Source organism: Niastella yeongjuensis (genome assembly GCF_900110245.1).
In the GTDB taxonomy this organism is placed as follows: Bacteria; Bacteroidota; Bacteroidia; order Chitinophagales; family Chitinophagaceae; genus Niastella; species Niastella yeongjuensis.
The window spans coordinates 185,245-203,875 of sequence record NZ_FOCZ01000005.1; the positions used below are offsets into that span (position 1 = coordinate 185,245).

An 18,631-nucleotide genomic window follows, 5' to 3' on the forward strand; every position below is an offset into this window, starting at 1 on the left:
CCCTCTGCCCTCTGCCCATTGCCTTTCTTCTCTCTGCCCTTTGCCTTCTGCCCTCTGCCCTTTGCCTTCTGCTCTCTGCCCTCTGCCTTCTGCCCTTCTTCCTACTCGTCAACCAGTTAACCAGTCAAATACCCGACTTTTTCCCTATTACATAAATGCAATTCCCAAAAGCGTAACCTTAACAATTAACAGACAAATAGTTTTGCACTCCGATTTATTCACCCGCTAGTAACCACTAATTATGAATTGTTTACACAAACAATGCAGCAGACTATTGTCAGCTGCGTTACAGATCTTCTTTTGCCTTATGGTATCGCTGTCCGTGCAGGCACAGCCGATAAATACCAATAAAGGCGTTATTTCCGGACAAATTCTTACAAACGATAACGAACCGGCCGAAAGCGTAGCCGTTCAATTGGCAGGGACCGGCAAAATGACCCTTACCACCGAAAGCGGTTTCTATATTTTCAAAAACCTGCCGCCAGGTACCTATCATGTAAATGTAACCGTAAATGGTTTCAAGCCATTGGAAGCAACGGTTGTACTCGCTGAAAATGGCAAACAAAACAATATTTCTTTCAAACTGGAATTATCAGATGCGCAACTGGCCGAAGTAGTGATCAGCTCTGGTGGCCGCTATAAAGTAGACCGCGTATCTTCCTCCCTCCGTTTGCCCAGTTCCATCCTGGAAACCCCGCAAAACATTCAGGTGATCAGCAAACGTACCCTGGCCGATCAGCAGGTGTTTGATGTAGTAGATGGCATAACCCGCAATGTGAGCGGTGTATCACGTATGGGTCACTGGGACAACCAATATGCGAACATCCGCATGCGTGGTTCCAAGATCCCCGCCTTCCGCAATGGCATGAACATCGATGCCAGCTGGGGCCCTACTGCCGAAGATGCGGCCATGATCGAAAACATCGAGTTTGTAAAAGGACCTGCTGGTTTTATGCTCGCAGCTGGCGAGCCCGGCGGTTTTTATAATGTGGTAACAAAAAAACCAACCGGTTCTTCCCATCAATCCATAAGCATGAGCGCCGGTAGTTTCAGTACTTATCGTGCCGCGCTTGACCTCGATGGCAAACTGAGCAAGGACGGCCGGTTGTTATACCGCCTGAACCTGGCCGCCCAACAAAAAGATTATTTCACCAAATTCAATTTCAATAACCGCGTAGTGATTGCGCCGGTTATTAAATATCAGATAGACGACAAAACCTCCGTTACGTTTGAATACACCTACCAGGCTATAAAATTCCTGTCGAACGGTAACTACTCCTTCTCTAAAGAAAAACTGGCCGACGAAAAAGTAGCCAATGATTTCTTCTATGGCGACCCATCATTGCCGCCCGGTAAAATAAGGGACCACAGCGTATATGTGTACCTGGATCACCAGCTGAACGATCGCTGGAAAGCACATGCGCAGGTAGCCTATTTCAACTTCGCCATGGCCAGCGGCAGTATGTGGCCCGACTCGCTTTTTGCAGATGGCAGAATGACGCGTTATTATAATATCGGCGATGAAGCGGGCGAGAACCGTTTTGCGCAGGTTTCCATATCCGGGGAAGAACAAACCGGCAGCGTTCGCCATCGTATTTTGGGCGGACTTGATTTCGGAAATAAAAAATTCTGGGGCGATTTCCGCTCAGGTAATCCCAAAGTTCGTTTTGCACGCGTTATAGATCCGGTAACTAAGCAGCCTTATGAACCAGTCTTTAACATCTATAACCCTATCTACGGGTTGTCTATGGATTCCATTCCTAAATTCGATCGCTCGGTGAACATCCGTACGCGCTCCGGTTCTACTGCTTATGCCACCTATACCAACTATGCTTCGGCGTATGTTCAGGACGAACTGGGCTTCTTCAACAATAATTTACGCGTATCGCTTGGCCTGCGTTTCACCTATGCTGAAACCGTTGGTAAAACTGAAACAAGCGATATAAAAGACCAGGTATTTTCACCCCGTGCCGGTGTTAGTTACTCAATCGACAAACAGACTTCTGTATATGGTTTGTATGACCAGTCGTTTGTGCCTGTACCCGGTACCGATTTCTGGGGCAATGCTTTCAAACCTATAAAAGGAAACGACATCGAGTTTGGCGTGAAAAAAGAATGGTTTGGCGGCCGCTGGGTGAGCAGTGTGAGCGTATACCAGATCAACCGGATGAATGCTTTAGTTGCCGACCCGGATCCCACCCACACAAATGGCGCTATGACTTTCCAGACACAGCTGGGCGAAACCGAATCAAAAGGCGTTGAATTCGACCTTAATGGTGAACTGGTAAAAGGCCTGAACCTGGTAGCAAACTATGCCTACACCAGCTCTAAGATCTCTAAAGATATTGATCCCAAAGCAGTGGGCACTGTAACGCCTAATACAAACGCGCACACTACCAATGCCTGGTTAAGCTACCGCTTTAGCAAAGGCGCCCTCAACGGTTTTGGCGTAAATGGCGGTATTCAATGGCTGGCCGACCGGTATGTAGGCACCACCACCACCCCGAACATGCCTAACTATTTCCGCGCCGATGCCGGGGTTTCTTTCCAAAAGAACAAATTCGGCGTATCCATGCTGGTAAATAACCTGCTCGACAACCGGAAATTATTAACGGCCGCTTCGCTGGATACCAACCCTAACAGTGCGAAAACCTATTACTCGTATATAGTAGAAGCACGCCGTAACATGAGAATGACCGTAACCTATAAATTCTAGTTGGCCAGCACATGAAAAAACGTGGCAAATCCATATTTCGCATTGTAAACGACTGGCTGCATTTATGGCTGGGACTGGTATCGGGTATTATTGTGTTTATTGTAAGCATAACCGGTTGTATATACGCTTTTCAAAAAGAGATCAGCAGTGTAACCCAACCCTACCAGTTTGTACCTGTTGAAGAAAAACCATACCTGCCGCCTTCTGAATTAAAACACCTCGCCGAACTGCATCAGCTCGGCGATAAGGCCGGAAAACCCGGTAAGGTGATCAATGCAATTCAGTATCCCGGTAAAGGCAAGGCAGCTATTGCCACCTATCGCGATAAAAAGACAGGCTACATGATGGTTTACCTGAATCCTTATTCAGGCAGTGTATTAAAAGCAAAAGCCCTGGAAAAGGATTTCTTTCGCATCATACTCATTGGTCATTACAACCTGTGGCTGCCCCGTGAAATCGGGCAACAGGTAGTGTGCTGGGGTACCGGCATCTTTGTAGTGCTGCTGATCACCGGGCTTATTATGTGGTGGCCCAAGAACCTGCGCAAGGCCAATGTAAACAAGAGTTTCAAAATAAAGTGGAAGGCTTCTTTTAAACGCGTGAACTACGACCTGCACAATGTACTGGGTTTTTATGCGTTGACCGGCGCCCTGATCATTGGCATTACCGGTTTGTACTTTGGGTTTAAATGGGTGCCCAAAACCATTTACTGGGTAGCATCGGGCGGTAAACAAATGCCGGAAAGAAGAGGCACGGTGTTTTCTGACACCACACACATCCCGGTACAAACGGCCTTGTATTCACCAGAGGACAATGTGTGGGCCAACATGCGCCGCGAATATAAAAACGAAGGCAGTTTGCAGATCACCTTTGCACAAAAACAAAGTGATGCCATTACAGCCTCTTTTAACCCACAAGAAGGGACGTTTTATAAAAACCATACGCGTTACTTCGACCAGTACACTTTGCAGGAGATCCCCGGCAAAACGCTGTACAATAAGCCATTTGAGCAAGGCAGCGGCGCCGATAAACTGGTGCGTATGAATTACGATATTCATATAGGCGCTATTGGCGGTATTGCCGGCAAGTGCATTGCCTTTCTCATCAGTTTAATAAGCGCCAGTTTACCCATTACAGGTTTTATTGTATGGTGGGGAAAGAAACGAAAAGGTAAAGGCACAAGGAGCAGCACTCAAGTAGCAAGACCTGTAAGGTCCGTCATGGAGGCTTAAATGATCAGTAGGTTTAATCGGACCTGACAGGTCAAACCAATTATGCTTAATTGCATCAGCCAGCTGGCGGATGCAATTAAGCCTATTACAACCTGAAGCTCAAAGGATGCATCTTACAGGTCTTTTACATTTATAATTTCACCAGCAATTCATTCAGCCAGTTGTTATTGTTTAAGTCGAGCGGGATATTAGGTTGTATACCTACATTATCGATGCCCAGCCCCATATCTATTCTTCTTGAACGGGTGGTAGAATAATAACATTCAAAATCGGGGTTGTAAAAATCCCTTTCAACAACATTCGAGTAGTCAAGCACACCCATGGATGGTTCGCCGGCCAACACCACTTTTGTACTTTGCCTGGCTAATAATAAAAACTCTTCGGTAGTGCTGCCACAGCCGTGATTAACAACGATCGCGACCTTTGCGGGCATAGGCCATACATTGAGCAGGGTATCGGTATAATCCGATGCAAAATTAACGGAGGTACGCGCCTTCCCTCTTCCTATATTCAACAGCTGCATCATTCGATCGAGCTCTTTTTTAGAAATTTCAGCGCGGTATTTGTCAATAGCTTTTTCCCAGGCCGTAATATTATCGGGTGTCAGCAACAGATCAACACCTATGTTCTTAACCGGGTTGGTATAAATGATTGGCCGTAGAAATGACATGGAACGATCACCGCCGCCGCCATTGTTTCTCAGGTCAATCACAAGCCTTGGCATGGATTGTATATTGGCCAGGTTGGCCCTAACCACAGAGTCTATGTGTTTTGCTTCAAAGAGATCAAATGTCCTAATGCGCAGATAACCGGTAGAGTCATTTAACTTTTTGAAATAAGTATTTACTGATTTCTCTTCTTCAAATAAAAAGGTAACCGGTTCCTTTCCCGTGATGGCATTGGCTTTGGTCCAACCCTCCCCCGTTAATGCTTTTTGCAGCTCGCCCTGCATGGTGGAAATATAAGCGCTGTGGTTCCTCAGGTACCAGATGCCTTTGTATTGATTATTTCCCGCATCAAACAACTCAAACTTCACCTGGCCGGGTTTCCAGGTAGGCGCCCGGGATTCCAGGATCACCCCCACATACGAACGCAGGCCCTTTTTGCTTTTCATTACCCCGATTTTGTATACAGAGTCCATGTTATAATAGATCCCTTCTACAGCGTTTGTATCTGTTACTTGTGTCAACCCTTGATCTCCCGGCTTTATCGTTTCTACCGAATCAGGCGGCGGAATTTTTATGGATACATGATGGTCCTTAAAATAGCCAAGCCAGTAATCGATCACAAAATAACAGTCGGCCCCGGAGCGCGCCCGCTTTGCAAAAGCATAGGCCTGCCGGTTATGTTCCTGATAAGCGGCTTTGGTAACAGGGGTTACCTTATCAGCAAATCCAACATAATTGCGCTCGAAGTATTTTCGTACACTATCTAACGCTTTCACCCCATTTACAGGTTGACAAATACCTGAAATACTACATAACAAAAAGAGGACACTTACAAGGGACAGGTTAAATATTTTATTCATCTGGTAATGGTAAGATTCCCAAATTAATAAATATTATTTACAGGTTTTCAACTGATTGATGGGCGGATAACTGAACGCATTGTCGAGAAACCAGCGGGCTTTATAGATCTTCAGGCCTGGTTGTTTATAAACCGGCTGTTTACCCAACTCACCGATTTCATCGGTCCACCAGCTGCCGGGTTTACCATCGGGAATGATAATGATGGTCGGGAAACCTGCAGGTCCGGAACTTACACTTTTAATATGTGGGATCGATTCGGGCACGGAGATCAATTTCTTATCATTAAAGCGATATTGAAAGGTAGCTTTTTCAGTAGACAGCCACAATCCCTGCTGATTGTACATAGGAAAAAGATCATGAGCCCCACCAACAGGCAATGCAATTGAATCTTTTAATACCAGGTCCGGGTGCGTACAATCGAAATTATAGGTAAAGGTCTTTAATTTGTTTTGTGTGGCAGACCACAACACTTTCTGTTTCCTGTCCCATACTACATTGTGACCGAACTCCAGGTAAATGGTTTTGCTGTACACCTTATCGGGGAACTGCAAGGTGTCGGTATGAAATACCGTCATGAAATTGCCGGTACTGGAAGCCGCTACAATATTTCCATCGGGTAATATTTCTGAGGAATGCGTGTTGCCACCAGCATATGCATAGAACAATACTTTTTTGTCGGCAATGCGCACCAGGGCCACACCTCCACCCGATGCATTGGTAAGGATGGCTGTGCCATTATAGACCACTTTGGCATCGGAAGGATTTTTAAACCAGGCTACATGCTCCGGTTTTATCACGGGCGATTGTTCAGGCAACCATTCCCACACTATTTTTTTATTATCTAAATCGAGAATAGCCACGCGGTGTACGGATTGTTCGGCCAGTACAATGCATTTTTTGCAATTGTCGAAGGTTATGTTTTGGGCATTTGCCACTTCGGCTGTGCTTATGCAACAAAGGAATGCAAGGAAAGCAGCAAATTGGATCCGTATAAAATTCATAGTTTTCATTTCAATTGCAAAAGTAGGTGCCGCCTCTTATCCACCAAAAACGAGCTATTAAATAAAGGATAAACAATTGTTTGCTCTAAATCATTAATTTGGCTGACCATGAATATCGGTCAGCAAATATTGTTTCTCGTTAGCGCCCTGGGCGCGGTCAATGGTATTGTACTGAGCCTGTATTTGTTTATCAGTAAAAAAGGCCGGTCGGTCCCCGCTTTTTTTCTGGGTCTGCTATTATTGGCAATCAGCTTGCGGGTGGCAAAATCCGTGTTCCTGTATTTCAATCCGGCACTGCCCAAAATTTGTCTGCAAGCCGGGTTATCGGCCTGCTTCCTTATCGGGCCTGCGTTGTATCATTTTTTGAAATCATCGCTGCAGGGTGTTACCCGCGTTCCACTTACCTGGAAATGGCACTGGGGCATTGTGGTGGGCATTTTATTACTGGGGGGTATAGATGTGTCCTATCAGGCTTTTCCCCATATCTGGAACAACATCATTGTGTACATTATTTACGGTCAATGGCTCGTATACCTGGCCATCTCAGGCTTTTTACTGGCTCCGGTTATTTTTACCCGTACACAACCGCTAAAAACCAACGAAAAATTCTGGCTGCTGGTGTATGGCGGTAACCTGTTCGTTTTTGTCGTTTATCTGCTGGCCCTGTTTAAAGTGATCTATGGCATTTATATCTGCGGCGCCCTGGCGTTCTCTTTCTTTTTATACATCACCATTTTCTTTTACCTGCACAGTGCCCACATAGAGAATTTGCTGCATCCTGCCCTGCCTGCATCACCCGACAAACCTGAAAAAAAGAAAATAGCGGCCACCGATGTACAGCTCTGGACTGAAAAACTGGAAAAGGTTATTCATGATAAAGAGTTGTATAAAGATCCAAATCTTAAACTGAGTGATGTAGCCCGGGCCATTAATATCTCTGCGCATTTATTATCGCAGCTGTTGAATGAGAACCTGGGCAAAAGCTTTTCTACCTATATCAATGAATACCGCATCAACCTCGCCTGTAAACTGATCATGACGAATGAGCTCCTTACTTTTGAAGCCATCGGTTATGAAGTTGGGTTCAACTCAAAAAGCACATTTTACACCGCCTTCAAGAAAATAAAAGACACCACACCGGCGCTTTTTAAAGAAAGCATACTAAAAACAAATTATAAATAACAGGCTGATCGTAGTTGGTTTGTAAATGACGACAGTACGGTTTTATACTTCCGTACGCCTGATTTCGCAAAACCAAACCCCACCTGTTGCCGTCATTATTAGGTTTGTGCAAATGCTAATAATGGAAAGAATGTACCTGGTTGTTACCATGCTGCTTTTCGGCTGTTTATCTGCTTCCGCCCAGGATTCTACCCGGGCCAACATATTGAAGGAAGTAGAGGTGGTACGCCCTACCTATCAACGCGAGGCAGGTAAACTGATCATGCATATTGCCGGTAACAAATTGTTTAAAACGGCCGCCAATGCCATGGATGTGCTGAAAAAACTGCCCGGGCTGGAAGTTGGCGGTGATGGTTCCCTGTTGTTATCGGGCAGAATTACGCCAGGTATTTTTATCAATGGAAAACCCCAGACCATGAGCGCCGGGGAATTACAACAATACCTAAACAACCTCTCGCCCGAGCTGATTGCCGCCATTGAAGTGATCAACAACCCTTCTTCCCAATATGATGGCGAATACAAAGGCATCATCAATATAAAACTGAAACCCGATATAACGCTTGGCTGGAAAGGAATGATAAGTGCCAGCCTGCAACAAAACCAATACCGGCAGGCAGACAATAACCTGCTGCTCACGTATAAATCAAAAAAGCTGGCTTACACTGCCCGCCTGGGGTATACAACAGGCACCACCATTCGCCGGTACTATGCGCTGCAACATTTGGCCAATACCAACATAATGGCCACCAACACCCAAATGCTCACTAACAATAATAACTACAGCGCACAGCTGGGTGTTGAGTATGCCATAAATAAAGACCAACAGCTGGAAGTGTTACTGAGAACATCCCACCTTAACTGCACCACCAATTCTTTCAATACCCTGCATACCACCGATTCGCTGGCCAAAGAGGTATTATTCAATACCAGTAGTAACAACAATGCCGATCCGGTACAGCACAATTATGCTGCTAACCTGAATTACACCGCCCGCTGGGGAAAAACACAATTACAGGTTTTGACTTCCCTGGCAACGATCGGCAACCAGCAAACAGAAGACATTCAAAATAAAAACACCCTCACCAACCAACTGCAGGAATACTGGTTAACCAATATGAAAAACGATATTTTTATTCGTACAGCACAGGTTGACCTGTCGGGTGAACTGGGCAAGGGAAAATGGCGAGCCGGCGTCAAACTGGCGCTTACCACTACCCGCAATGAACTGCATTATGATACCCTGAGTACAGCTAACCTGTTTGTGACGGACAGCAACCGCACTAATAATTTTCAATACGATGAACACATTACCGCCGGGTATATTACGTATGAACGAAAACTGAATAAATTCAACCTTATAGCCGGTTTGCGCGCTGAACATACACACAGTATTGGCAATGCGGTTACCCTGAGCCAGGTTACCAAAAGAAATTACCTCACCTGGCTGCCCAGCCTTACCGTCACTTTTGACATCACACCCAATCAACAGCTGCATGTATCCGTTAGCCGGCGGATCACCCGCCCCACTTTTCCGATCCTGAACCCGTTTCGCTTTTATTTTAGTCCGCTCAATTATTGGGTCGGCAATCCGTTGTTGCTGCCTTCCAAAACCAGTGCGCTTACCCTCTCCTATTCGCAGAAAGCCTTTACCGTAACTGTTAACATGGGCCGGGAAAAAGATCCCATGACACGCTATCCTGAATACAACCCCACCACCAATATCCTGGAGTACCTGGGCCGTAACCTGCCGTACAACGATTTTGCCGGTATTGAAACAAGCGCTCCTGTTGTTGTTACCAAATGGTGGCGCATGAGCAATACCCTTGCCGGTTATTATAAAAAAGAACAAACGCCTTATCATGGCGTAACCTATACCATTCCCATTACCTGGTTCACCGTCAGTGGCAGCCAGGTGTTTAGCTTACCCAGGGATTTTACCTTCGAGGTATATTATTATTACAGTTCACCCAACGGGGACGGGCTTTATTTTGGAAGACCGCTTTCTTATATAGACCTCAGTTTGCAACGGTCGTGGCTGAAAGGCAGGTTGAATACCAAAGTCAATTACAACGACATCCTGAACACCTATCGCGTACAACGTATTTTCAGGGAGAAAAGCATTATCGATAACCGGTTCACGCATTGGTTTGGGATAAGAAGAGCGATACTAACAGTAAGCTACAGCTTTGGCAGATCTACTTACAAGGGCAGGCAAATAAATAAAAATGAGGAAGAGAACCGGGCGGGCATGTAATGCATAAAAAAGCGCCCCGAAAAATCGGGGCGCCCCTTGAGCAGACTTTCAGGTCAGTGATAAAAATTGAATGGTGGGTTCGAGCATTCATCCATTAATAAAAAATCAGGCGGTATTATTCATGAATTGGACATTGGATGCATTACTCTTCACTGACGGCCCACCATTCAAGGTTATAATTGGCTTTTCATGTTGTTGATGTAAGGTTAGTTGGCTTTGCCGAAAAGCGATTCCAACTTTTGGTTCAGGGTTTCACCGCGTAAACCGGTGGCAACAATTTTACCTGAAGGGTCTACCAGGAAGCTCGCTGGCACGGCACGAATGCCATATAACACGGCTACTTCATTGTTCCAGCCTTTCAGATCAGAAACCTGTGTCCAGGGCAGGGCGTCATGCTCTACTGCTTTCAACCAGGGTTCTTTGTCTTTATCGAGCGATACACTGAGGATATCAAATCCTTTGGTGTTATACATTTTGTATTGTTTCAGCAGGTTGGGATTTTCTGCACGGCACGGTCCGCACCAGCTGGCCCAGAATTCGATCAATACATACTTGCCTTTGAAATCGGCCAGTTTTACTGATTTACCATCGGGTGTGCTTTGGGTGAATTCCTGTGCGGGTTTGCCTTCTTCTACCTTGCTTAACAGTTCGATACGGGCTGCGATCTCTTTGCCTATGTTAGAAGCTTTGATGGATGGATCCAGTTTATCGAACATCTTAATTGCTGAACCAAGTGTATTGGTGCTGGTATAGGCCAGTAATTCCTTGGCGCCTACATAGCTTTTTGGGTGTTCGCCAGGATAGGCAATACGGGCTTTGAATTCCCAGTTGTACTGGCTATCGGCCTTTGCCTGCAGCATTTTCGCAGTTACGCTATCACCAGCCTGTTTGGCATCATATGCTTTTTGAAACAACGCAATAGTTCTTCTGCGGTTGTCCATCAGCTTTTGGTTAAATGCTTCAAACTCCTGGGTAACACCTTTACCGGTTACTTTGGCATAGTACGTACTATCTACATCGTCTACTATCGAGATCGGCGTATTTTCAATAAACAGTTCGATCTTTACTTTGTAGGTTTTGGAAAATAAGAAACCGGGAACGGGTTCATTTACATGACCTTTAAAAGTAAAGCTGCCATTGGTAACTTTTACCGTATCGGTTTTGGAAGCACCCAGGGTGCCATAGTTCAGGTACACCACGCTATCGGTAAAATGAGCCACCTTGGCGGTGATCACAAATTGCGGCACTTTCTTTTGTGCTACAGCCGGGCTGGCAATCAACAGCAAAGCGGCTGCTTTCAGTAGGAATGGTCTCAGTGAAGTCTTGTTCATCTATCGTTTTGTTATAATTTGAATATTTATTGTCTTTCTGCCACATCGATGGGGTCTCCGGGAATGCCATCGATCTTTTTAATTAAGGTGCCCAGCTCCTGGGAGTCTATATCGATGTAATACAGTGATCCTTCCACTCCTGCTATCATGGTAGTGTTATCCTTCAATTTGATCATAGTTACATTTTTACCCCCGAAGTCGATGGCCAGTGGCCGTAAATCCTGGATAGCCGGGTCATATCTGTAAATTTTATCACCCGAGGTAAAATAAAAGAGGACCTTGCCGTCCAGACTACCTGCCCACTTGGTAGTGGGTGTAATGAGTGCAGGTTGAGGGAAAGTATGCTTATATTCAGGCGATATTAAAACATATCCCCTATATGCTGCTGTGAACTTCAACTCATACACGGAGCCATCGGCTGCCTTACCAAATGCATAGCCGTGTTCTGAAATCGAATGTAAAAACAGCATATCGAGTTTCAAATCCTGTGGGTCAAACTCCGTGGTATTGTCCACCTGGTAAGTGGGTGCATAGGCAAAAGCACCCATATAGGTGAAAGCAATAATTTTTTTGCGATTGATATCATAACCACATGATATCAGGTCGATAATTTTAACAACACGGGCGTATGCTTCATAATCGCCATTAGCTGGTTCGCCAAAAAAGCCATACACATCAGCACCATAAAAGGTTTGCCAGGTACCCTGATACATTTTCCCGTTAATAACGCCTTGTAAAACGCCATCACCGGTAGTTTCCAGGTAACCAGGTTTCGCCTTTGCAGGCCTGGTGAAAAAATTAGTGCGCAGGGTATTTATTTTCAGCATGGAATTGGTGCCTATGTGTACACCGCCATCGTCGGTATCGCCAAAAGTGGCCCAGTAACCCAATGCGGGTACGGGGTTGATCTGTAGCTTTACCGGATTAAATACCTGCAGGGGATGGCCGGGCAGGTCTTCTCCATTCAACGTTCTGTAAACCCGGGGTAAAACGGTGTTGTCTGGTTGAATAAAGCTGAGTTGCGAGATATTGTTTTCATTGCTCAAAACCAGGGTTCCCGTTGTATAGGGTGTTGTTATTTGAACATTGAAATTGCGAAAGTATTTCATCCCGTTCGAGCTGTCTGTAATTGTTAACAGTACAGGGTATACGTCGGGGTCCATAGTGAAATTATAGGAGAATGTGGGGCCATATAGGGTGGTATCCCATACTTTTTTGGGAATTCCCAACCGCCAGCTAAGCCCAAACCGGGAATTAGCATCGGTGGTGGTTAACTGGGGGGCAATAACCAGGTTTTGGCCAAGGGGTACCTTATACAGCGAATCCACTCCAATGCCCGGCTCAACAACCGGGTGATAATCGTAGTTGCCTTTATCTTTATAACAGGCCAGCTGTAACAGCGCAACCGCTGCAAGCATAACCAATAATAATCGTTTCATTAAAATATTTTTAAGCAGTTAACTTAAATCACTTTACCTGTCCGTTATTTTCATCGATAAAATAAAACTCGCCCGAACTGGGATCCTTTTCATACCGGAAAGAAATATTTGGCGATGCGATCTCATAAAAGATCTTATTGCCACTACTGTCTGCATTCAGTTTCATGTCGTATCCTTTATCGGGGTTATTGGCTATCCACGTGTCCGGACTGGTCAACAAAGCCGATAACCTGGCCGTATAATAGATCCAAATGGGTGCATTCTCACTTTTTGTGGAAACCTCGTCGGTTGTAGCGGCCAGCCGGAATAATTTATGCTTCACTATTGAATAAGGGCCGCCCGGCGTTCTGAACCACCAGGCTGGTTTTTCGAACCTGTTCGAGAATACCACCCGTACAGTGCTGACGTCTTTGATCTCTGTATTAAAATCGGCCGTTGGCACCAGCCGCAATACCAGGTTCAATGCGCGTTGCTCTAATAAGGGATCGGTGTTATAGATGATTATCGGCAACCACATGGATCCGGCATTTGCTGGTATCACATACTGGTCTTTTAAGGCATCAAAGTGTTTGCCCACTACAGCCGTTGTAGCTGAATCGACTATTGTTATCGAAAATGCGCGGTCTTTGTCTGAACGTTCACCTGAAATATTTACAGGTACCCAAACGGTATCTTTTGTTCTTTCAGGATGCAGGGCAAACGTATACAATACGCTGTCCTGGCTATTCACGGCGAAAACAATATTGGCAGTGCCCTGAAAGCCTTTTATCTCTTTTTTCTGACAGGCTGTGATCAATACAACAGCCGCCAGTAACAGGATCCAAATTTTCTTCATAACAGATGCGGTTGTTTAACGGTTACCAAATTCTATTTCATCATTAGGCAGTGGTAGGGTATACATCCTGTCAGATGCAGGAGTGGATCCGCCTATCTGGTTGGGAATATCCCGGTTCAACCGTTTATACATGTAAAAGATCTGGCCTTCGCCGTAAAACTCCTTTCGCGCTTCCTTCACCAATTCGTTTATCAACCCATCTTTGCTGGTCACCACCACATCAGATACCTGCCGGTTCTTTCGTACCGTATTTAAATAACCAACAGCCAGTGTGGGGTTTTGATCATACGCACATTCCGATGCGATATAATACATTTCAGTGAGCCTGATAGCGGGTATAACCAGGTCGTACGGATTTGCTTCAAAATCGCGTTTGTATTTTTGTAATTCATTCCAGCCGTAAGAGTTGGAGCCCGGCGGAACATCCTGAAACCACCCCGTGCGCCGCATATCCTGCGAACCACCATTCGACAACTCATACAACACATCTTTGTATTTGGATTCAACTACCAGGCTTTTTAAACCGGCATTGAAACGGAAAGCCAGGGTATCTTTCATATTCGGCGCATACCAGGCGAACACCAGCTCCTTATACATGATACGGTCTTTTTTCTTCGTATCTGATTGATTGAAATCGGAACTCTTTGTCCAGGGGAATTTATTCGAATTGATCACTTCCTGTGCATTACTAAGCGCTTTGGCCTTATCTTCCTTGTACAGGCTCACTCTTGCCAGTTCGCCGCAAATGGCGTAATAATTCATCCGGTGACGCCTGTTCTGTAAAAACAGGTTGGGATTCTGCTGCTCTGCCGGACGATTATCATTATCGGTTACATAGCTGGGGATATAAGCGGCTGAAAGAATAGGGTCAACCGGCCGCATCAGTTCCTTAGCCTGTTCCAGGTCGGTTACGATGCTGTCGAGCACATCGGTGGTACTGGACACTGCTGTTACCTTATTGGAGAACTGAGTTACATAAGGTATGACTTTCGCTGTTGGATTGATTTTGTATGAGGGTGCAAACAACCGTAACACATCAAAATGCAAATAACCACGCAGCGCCAGCGCCTCTGCCTTCACCAGGGCCCGCATATCACCAGTGAGCACGTCTTTGTTTTCTTCCAGGTGTTTAAGTATCAGGTTACAGTTGGCTATGCCATGGTATAAACCCGTCCACACTGTATCTTTTCTTTCAATAAAAAACGGGTCTTTATAATTGTAATTGCCAGTTGGCTGGTAATGCAGCACATCTTCCTGCGGTAAATAATAATTTTGCGCCAGTACTTCCGGGAAACCACAACTCAATTCATACCCATACAAATTCATATTGGTACAACTGGTGTAAATACCGTTTATCGCATCCTGATATCCTTCCGGTGATTTAAACAACTCCTCCTCAGGCACCTGTGATACAGGCGTTACATCGAGCCATTTTTTACACGATGTCAATGACAACAAAGTGATTGCGATCAATATATATTTATTCATATCACCTTATTAAAAGCTTGTTTGTAAAGAAAATGTATAACTCCGCGCAAAGGGATAATCGATACCCCGTTCGGCCTTCATGGTAGCCCAGCGCCAACCCTGGTTCATAGTAAAGGAAACCCGCAGACTGCGCATAGACAGTTTACTGTACAACCTTCTATCAAAATCGTACGACAGGAATACCGATGACAATTCCAGCAGGTCATCTTTTTGCACAAACCTGTCTGTAGCATTGGTGGAGTTAAGATCGGTGATGCCTTTGTAGAGTGCTTTATCACCCGGTTGTTTCCACCGTTCAGTCAGCACCCTGCTGTCGACGTTATTGTGCGGATCGGCATTCTCTACTCTGTCTACCAGGGTTTGGTTGTATTCCTTGCCACCGAACCTGGTATTGAAGAGCGCATACAACATCCAGTGTTTGTAGGTAACATTCGTTCCAAAAAAGCCGTATGCGGCAGGGGTATTGTCGCCAACCGGTACAATATCTTTTACATCCCAGGTGTAGGTATGGCTGCCATCTTTTTTAATAAAGATCTCTTTTCCGTTCGCAGGATCTATCCCTAATGAACGCACCGCATAAATAGTATTCATCGACTGGCCTTCAATAAAGCGCAACAAAGGTTCTCCCCTATAATTGTCCGACGTTTGCTGTTTATCGGCATTATCGTTGTATGTTTTCAACGAATTGGAAATTTTCAGGATCTTGTTTGTATTGCGGGTCATATTGGCGATCAGCGTCACCGACCAGTCGCGGCTTTTAAATACAGTAGCTTTCAGGTTCATCTCAACACCGGTATTCTTTATATCGCCCAGGTTCTCTTTATAAGAAGAGAAACCGGTTGAAGGGGGCAGCGTAATATCAGCAAGCATACCGTGTGTGATCTTTTCATAATACCTTCCGCTAACATACAGCCTGTCGTGTAACAAACCCAGGTCTACACCAACATCATAGTTGTTGGTCTTCTGCCACTTCAATGCCTCGTTGCCGTATGTGGTCACTGCTGCCCCAATTCCGGTTGAATACCAGTTACCGGTATAGTAATCATAGGTTGTTTTTGATTGGTAGGGTGCAAAGTTCACCTGACCCGTTACCCCTGTGCTGGCCCTCAGCTTCAGTGTGCTGATGGAACTGTTCAGCAAAAAATCTTCCTTGTGCAAATTCCAGCCAATACCCAACGCCCAGAAAGGCGCTACCTTATTGTCTGTACCAAATTTGGAAGAACCGTCTAACCTGCCCGAGATATCGGCCATGTATTTGTTCCGATAGGAATAGTTAACCGATAACAACGCACCTATCAGCCGGGTTTGCTGAAAGTCAGCAACCGGTGCACTGTTTGGTTTATAACTGTTTGCAAAAGCGATGCTGGTAAACCGGTCGTTTGGAAACCCTACCGCCGAAATAGATTTGGAATCATTGGTAGAAGTTTGCACGTTGGCTCCCGTGGCCAGATTGATGTAATGGTCACCCAGCTGCTTATTGTAATTCAATGTAATGTTCCCATCAAAGATGTTCTCATCGTTCGTACTGTAGTCATAACTACCTTTCTCCTTTACGCGGGTGGGATCATAGTTATAAAACTCATTGCTTAGCGGTGACATATAGCGATCGCCCGTGTACCTGCGTTTGGTAGCGCTGATAAGGGCCCTTAATGTCATCGCAGGGCTGATGTTCCAGTTGGCTGAAAACGCATCGATGAGTTCTATATATTTTGTTTGATCAAAATTGTGCAGGGTGCTGTTGTATAAAGGATTCAGCACAGCTGAATTTTTATACTGGGCAGAGTCTGACAAATGGGTATCTATTATCCAATTGTCTACGGCCTGTATAATATGGCCATTGGAATCGGTTTTAGGATAGTATGGGTTCATCGATACATAGTTGATGAACGAGCCATACGGCGACTCCGTGCTGTTTACCTGCGTAACATTCAGTGAGTTTTTGAAGATAAATTTTCTATTGGGTGCATACGAAAGCACAGAACCGATACCATACCTGTCGCGGCCTGAACCTTTCATTACGCCCGGCTGGGTTTGATAGCGCAGATCGATCCCATAGCGGAGGGCGGCGTTACCACCCTCGATGTACATGGAATGTTTTTGTCCGAATGCCGTGGTAACCGGCTGCGACAGCCAATAGGTATTCACCCCTGCCAATACGTTGGCGTATTTGTTATAATAACTTTCCTGTTGTACGTCAATTGGAATTGCCGAGGAATTGTACACCCCGGCAAGTTTTTCATACTGCAGTTTATCGGCTGCATTCAACAGGTGGTAATCACTTAAATCGGGCGTAGAAAACATCAGATCGCTGCTGTATGAAACCATCAGCTTGCCATCCTGCGGCGCCTTGGTAGTAATTACTATTACCCCGTTGGCTGCGCGTGAACCATATACCGCAGTAGCCGCTGCGTCTTTTAAGATAGTGATCGACTGGATGCGGTTAACATCCATATCGTATATTTTTTCAACCGTCACTTCATAACCATCCAGGATGAACGTAGGCAGATTTATATTTCCGGCCAGGTTATTACGGGTAAGCACCCCTTTATCGCCAGAGGGCAAAGAAGCGGAGCCCCGGATATTCACCTGTGGCAGGGCATTGGGGTTTGAACCGAGCAGATTATTCTGCTGTACCTGTACAGAAGGATCATATGCCTGTATGCTTTGTAAAATGTTTACCGGGTTTACCTTCTTCAGGTCTTCACCCGATACCGTAACCGCATTACCGGTAAAGCTTTCTTTTTTGATCTGCTGGTAACCGGTGATCACTACATCGGCCATCGGATCCTTGGCTTTTAGTTTTACCGACAGATCTCCTTCTTTTGCCCTGACCTCTATATTTTCAAAACCCACAAAGCTTACCAATAGTACAGCGCCCGGTTTTGCCCTGACAACGAAATTACCCTGCGCATCGGTAACGGTGCCCACCTGGGTGCCTTTTACCAACACGTTGGCGCTTGCCACCGGCGTACCCGATGCAGCATCGATCACCTTACCGTGAATTTCTACGGCAGGGATGGTATCAACCTTTTTTTCTTCAGCAGGCACAGGCAAGGGCGCCCTGTCGTTTACCACAATGGTCTTGTTCACAATGCTGTAGGTTACAGGTTGCGCTTCAAAAACCAGGTCAAGTACTTCTTTCAGGCCTTTGTTCTTTACGTCGATGTTTACGGGATGTGTTTTCTGCAACAGGCGCATGTTATAAAAGAACACATAGCCTGTTTGCTTTTTTATTTCCCGGAAAAGCTTCTGCAGTGGAATGTTCTCTTTGTTAACGGTTACCGTTTGTGAAAAACCCGCCGCAGATACCTGTAGGAAGCCCGCCAATATGAAAACAGCGGTTAACTTCATAACCAGAATAGTTTTGGACTTTACCCGCTGTGGTATGCGCACAGCTTGGTAAAGATTAGTAAAAATCATACTTTTAAAATTGGGTAAACAAATAACAGTTTCGACGCTTTTAGAGAGTTTGCCCAAATTCGGCCGGTTGCGTTCCAGCGCTTCCGGCTTCCTTTTTTATGGCAGTTAGTGTGTACAGTCAAATCAGGTCTTTCTCATGTTTGTGACAGTTTTGGTTTTGATGAACAATCGGGTTAGCAGTTAATATGAACAAGGTCTACGGTT

General features: G+C 45.4%; 11 protein-coding genes. 4 read left to right on the forward strand and 7 right to left on the reverse strand.

Annotation, left to right across the window (positions count from 1 at the left end):
* Window positions 1-241: 241 nt before the first annotated feature.
* Window positions 242-2,716, forward strand: a complete 2,475-nt coding sequence (locus BMX95_RS14865; protein ID WP_242673222.1) for a TonB-dependent receptor — start codon at window positions 242-244, stop codon at window positions 2,714-2,716.
* Window positions 2,717-2,727: 11 nt separating this feature from the next.
* Complete coding sequence (locus tag BMX95_RS14870) at window positions 2,728-3,948, forward strand: PepSY-associated TM helix domain-containing protein (RefSeq protein WP_081203234.1); 1,221 nt, start codon at window positions 2,728-2,730, stop codon at window positions 3,946-3,948.
* 130 nt (window positions 3,949-4,078) lie between these two features.
* On the opposite strand, the gene BMX95_RS14875 is transcribed toward BMX95_RS14870, so the two are convergent.
* Together BMX95_RS14875 and BMX95_RS14880 are read right to left on the reverse strand one after the other, a co-directional pair.
* Window positions 4,079-5,392, reverse strand: coding sequence for a S41 family peptidase (locus BMX95_RS14875; RefSeq protein WP_165759057.1), 1,314 nt, complete (start codon window positions 5,390-5,392; stop codon window positions 4,079-4,081).
* A 117-nt stretch (window positions 5,393-5,509) separates the two neighbouring features.
* On the reverse strand, window positions 5,510-6,478 hold the full coding sequence (locus BMX95_RS14880; RefSeq protein ID WP_090519442.1) for a DUF6528 family protein: 969 nt from the start codon (window positions 6,476-6,478) through the stop codon (window positions 5,510-5,512).
* Between the two features lie 108 nt (window positions 6,479-6,586).
* Here BMX95_RS14880 and BMX95_RS14885 point away from each other — a divergent pair, with 108 nt between their 5' ends.
* The gene (locus BMX95_RS14885; protein WP_081203237.1) at window positions 6,587-7,660 is read left to right on the forward strand and encodes a helix-turn-helix domain-containing protein; all 1,074 of its coding nucleotides are present in this window, start codon (window positions 6,587-6,589) and stop codon (window positions 7,658-7,660) included.
* Window positions 7,661-7,781: 121 nt separating this feature from the next.
* Complete coding sequence (locus tag BMX95_RS14890; RefSeq protein WP_165759058.1) at window positions 7,782-9,914, forward strand: TonB-dependent receptor domain-containing protein; 2,133 nt, start codon at window positions 7,782-7,784, stop codon at window positions 9,912-9,914.
* Between the two features lie 206 nt (window positions 9,915-10,120).
* Here the strand turns inward: BMX95_RS14890 and BMX95_RS14895 are convergent, their stop codons facing one another.
* The 5 genes from BMX95_RS14895 to BMX95_RS14915 are packed head-to-tail and all read right to left on the reverse strand — an operon-like array spanning window position 10,121 to window position 18,358.
* Entirely contained in the window at window positions 10,121-11,245 is a 1,125-nt protein-coding gene (locus tag BMX95_RS14895; protein ID WP_081203239.1) for a TlpA disulfide reductase family protein, read from the reverse strand.
* Between the two features lie 26 nt (window positions 11,246-11,271).
* Entirely contained in the window at window positions 11,272-12,684 is a 1,413-nt protein-coding gene (locus BMX95_RS14900; RefSeq protein ID WP_081203240.1) for a PKD-like family lipoprotein, read from the reverse strand.
* Window positions 12,685-12,712: 28 nt separating this feature from the next.
* The gene (locus BMX95_RS14905) at window positions 12,713-13,519 is read right to left on the reverse strand and encodes a DUF4843 domain-containing protein (protein WP_081203241.1); all 807 of its coding nucleotides are present in this window, start codon (window positions 13,517-13,519) and stop codon (window positions 12,713-12,715) included.
* A gap of 15 nt (window positions 13,520-13,534) precedes the next feature.
* The gene (locus BMX95_RS14910) at window positions 13,535-15,007 is read right to left on the reverse strand and encodes a RagB/SusD family nutrient uptake outer membrane protein (RefSeq protein WP_081203242.1); all 1,473 of its coding nucleotides are present in this window, start codon (window positions 15,005-15,007) and stop codon (window positions 13,535-13,537) included.
* A gap of 9 nt (window positions 15,008-15,016) precedes the next feature.
* A complete protein-coding gene (locus BMX95_RS14915; protein ID WP_242673223.1) occupies window positions 15,017-18,358 on the reverse strand; it encodes a SusC/RagA family TonB-linked outer membrane protein in 3,342 nt (1,113 codons plus the stop codon).
* Between the last annotated feature and the right edge of the window lie 273 nt (window positions 18,359-18,631).

Bases quoted from the DNA above. Each gene is read 5' to 3' on its own strand.
- BMX95_RS14865 (WP_242673222.1), top strand. From the start codon at position 242: ATGAATTGTTTACACAAACAATGCAGCAGACTATTGTCAGCTGCGTTA.
- BMX95_RS14870 (WP_081203234.1), top strand. From the start codon at position 2,728: ATGAAAAAACGTGGCAAATCCATATTTCGCATTGTAAACGACTGGCTG.
- BMX95_RS14880 (WP_090519442.1), bottom strand. From the start codon at position 6,478: ATGAATTTTATACGGATCCAATTTGCTGCTTTCCTTGCATTCCTTTGT.
- BMX95_RS14885 (WP_081203237.1), top strand. From the start codon at position 6,587: ATGAATATCGGTCAGCAAATATTGTTTCTCGTTAGCGCCCTGGGCGCG.
- BMX95_RS14890 (WP_165759058.1), top strand. From the start codon at position 7,782: ATGGAAAGAATGTACCTGGTTGTTACCATGCTGCTTTTCGGCTGTTTA.
- BMX95_RS14895 (WP_081203239.1), bottom strand. From the start codon at position 11,245: ATGAACAAGACTTCACTGAGACCATTCCTACTGAAAGCAGCCGCTTTG.
- BMX95_RS14900 (WP_081203240.1), bottom strand. From the start codon at position 12,684: ATGAAACGATTATTATTGGTTATGCTTGCAGCGGTTGCGCTGTTACAG.
- BMX95_RS14905 (WP_081203241.1), bottom strand. From the start codon at position 13,519: ATGAAGAAAATTTGGATCCTGTTACTGGCGGCTGTTGTATTGATCACA.
- BMX95_RS14910 (WP_081203242.1), bottom strand. From the start codon at position 15,007: ATGAATAAATATATATTGATCGCAATCACTTTGTTGTCATTGACATCG.
- BMX95_RS14915 (WP_242673223.1), bottom strand. From the start codon at position 18,358: ATGAAGTTAACCGCTGTTTTCATATTGGCGGGCTTCCTACAGGTATCT.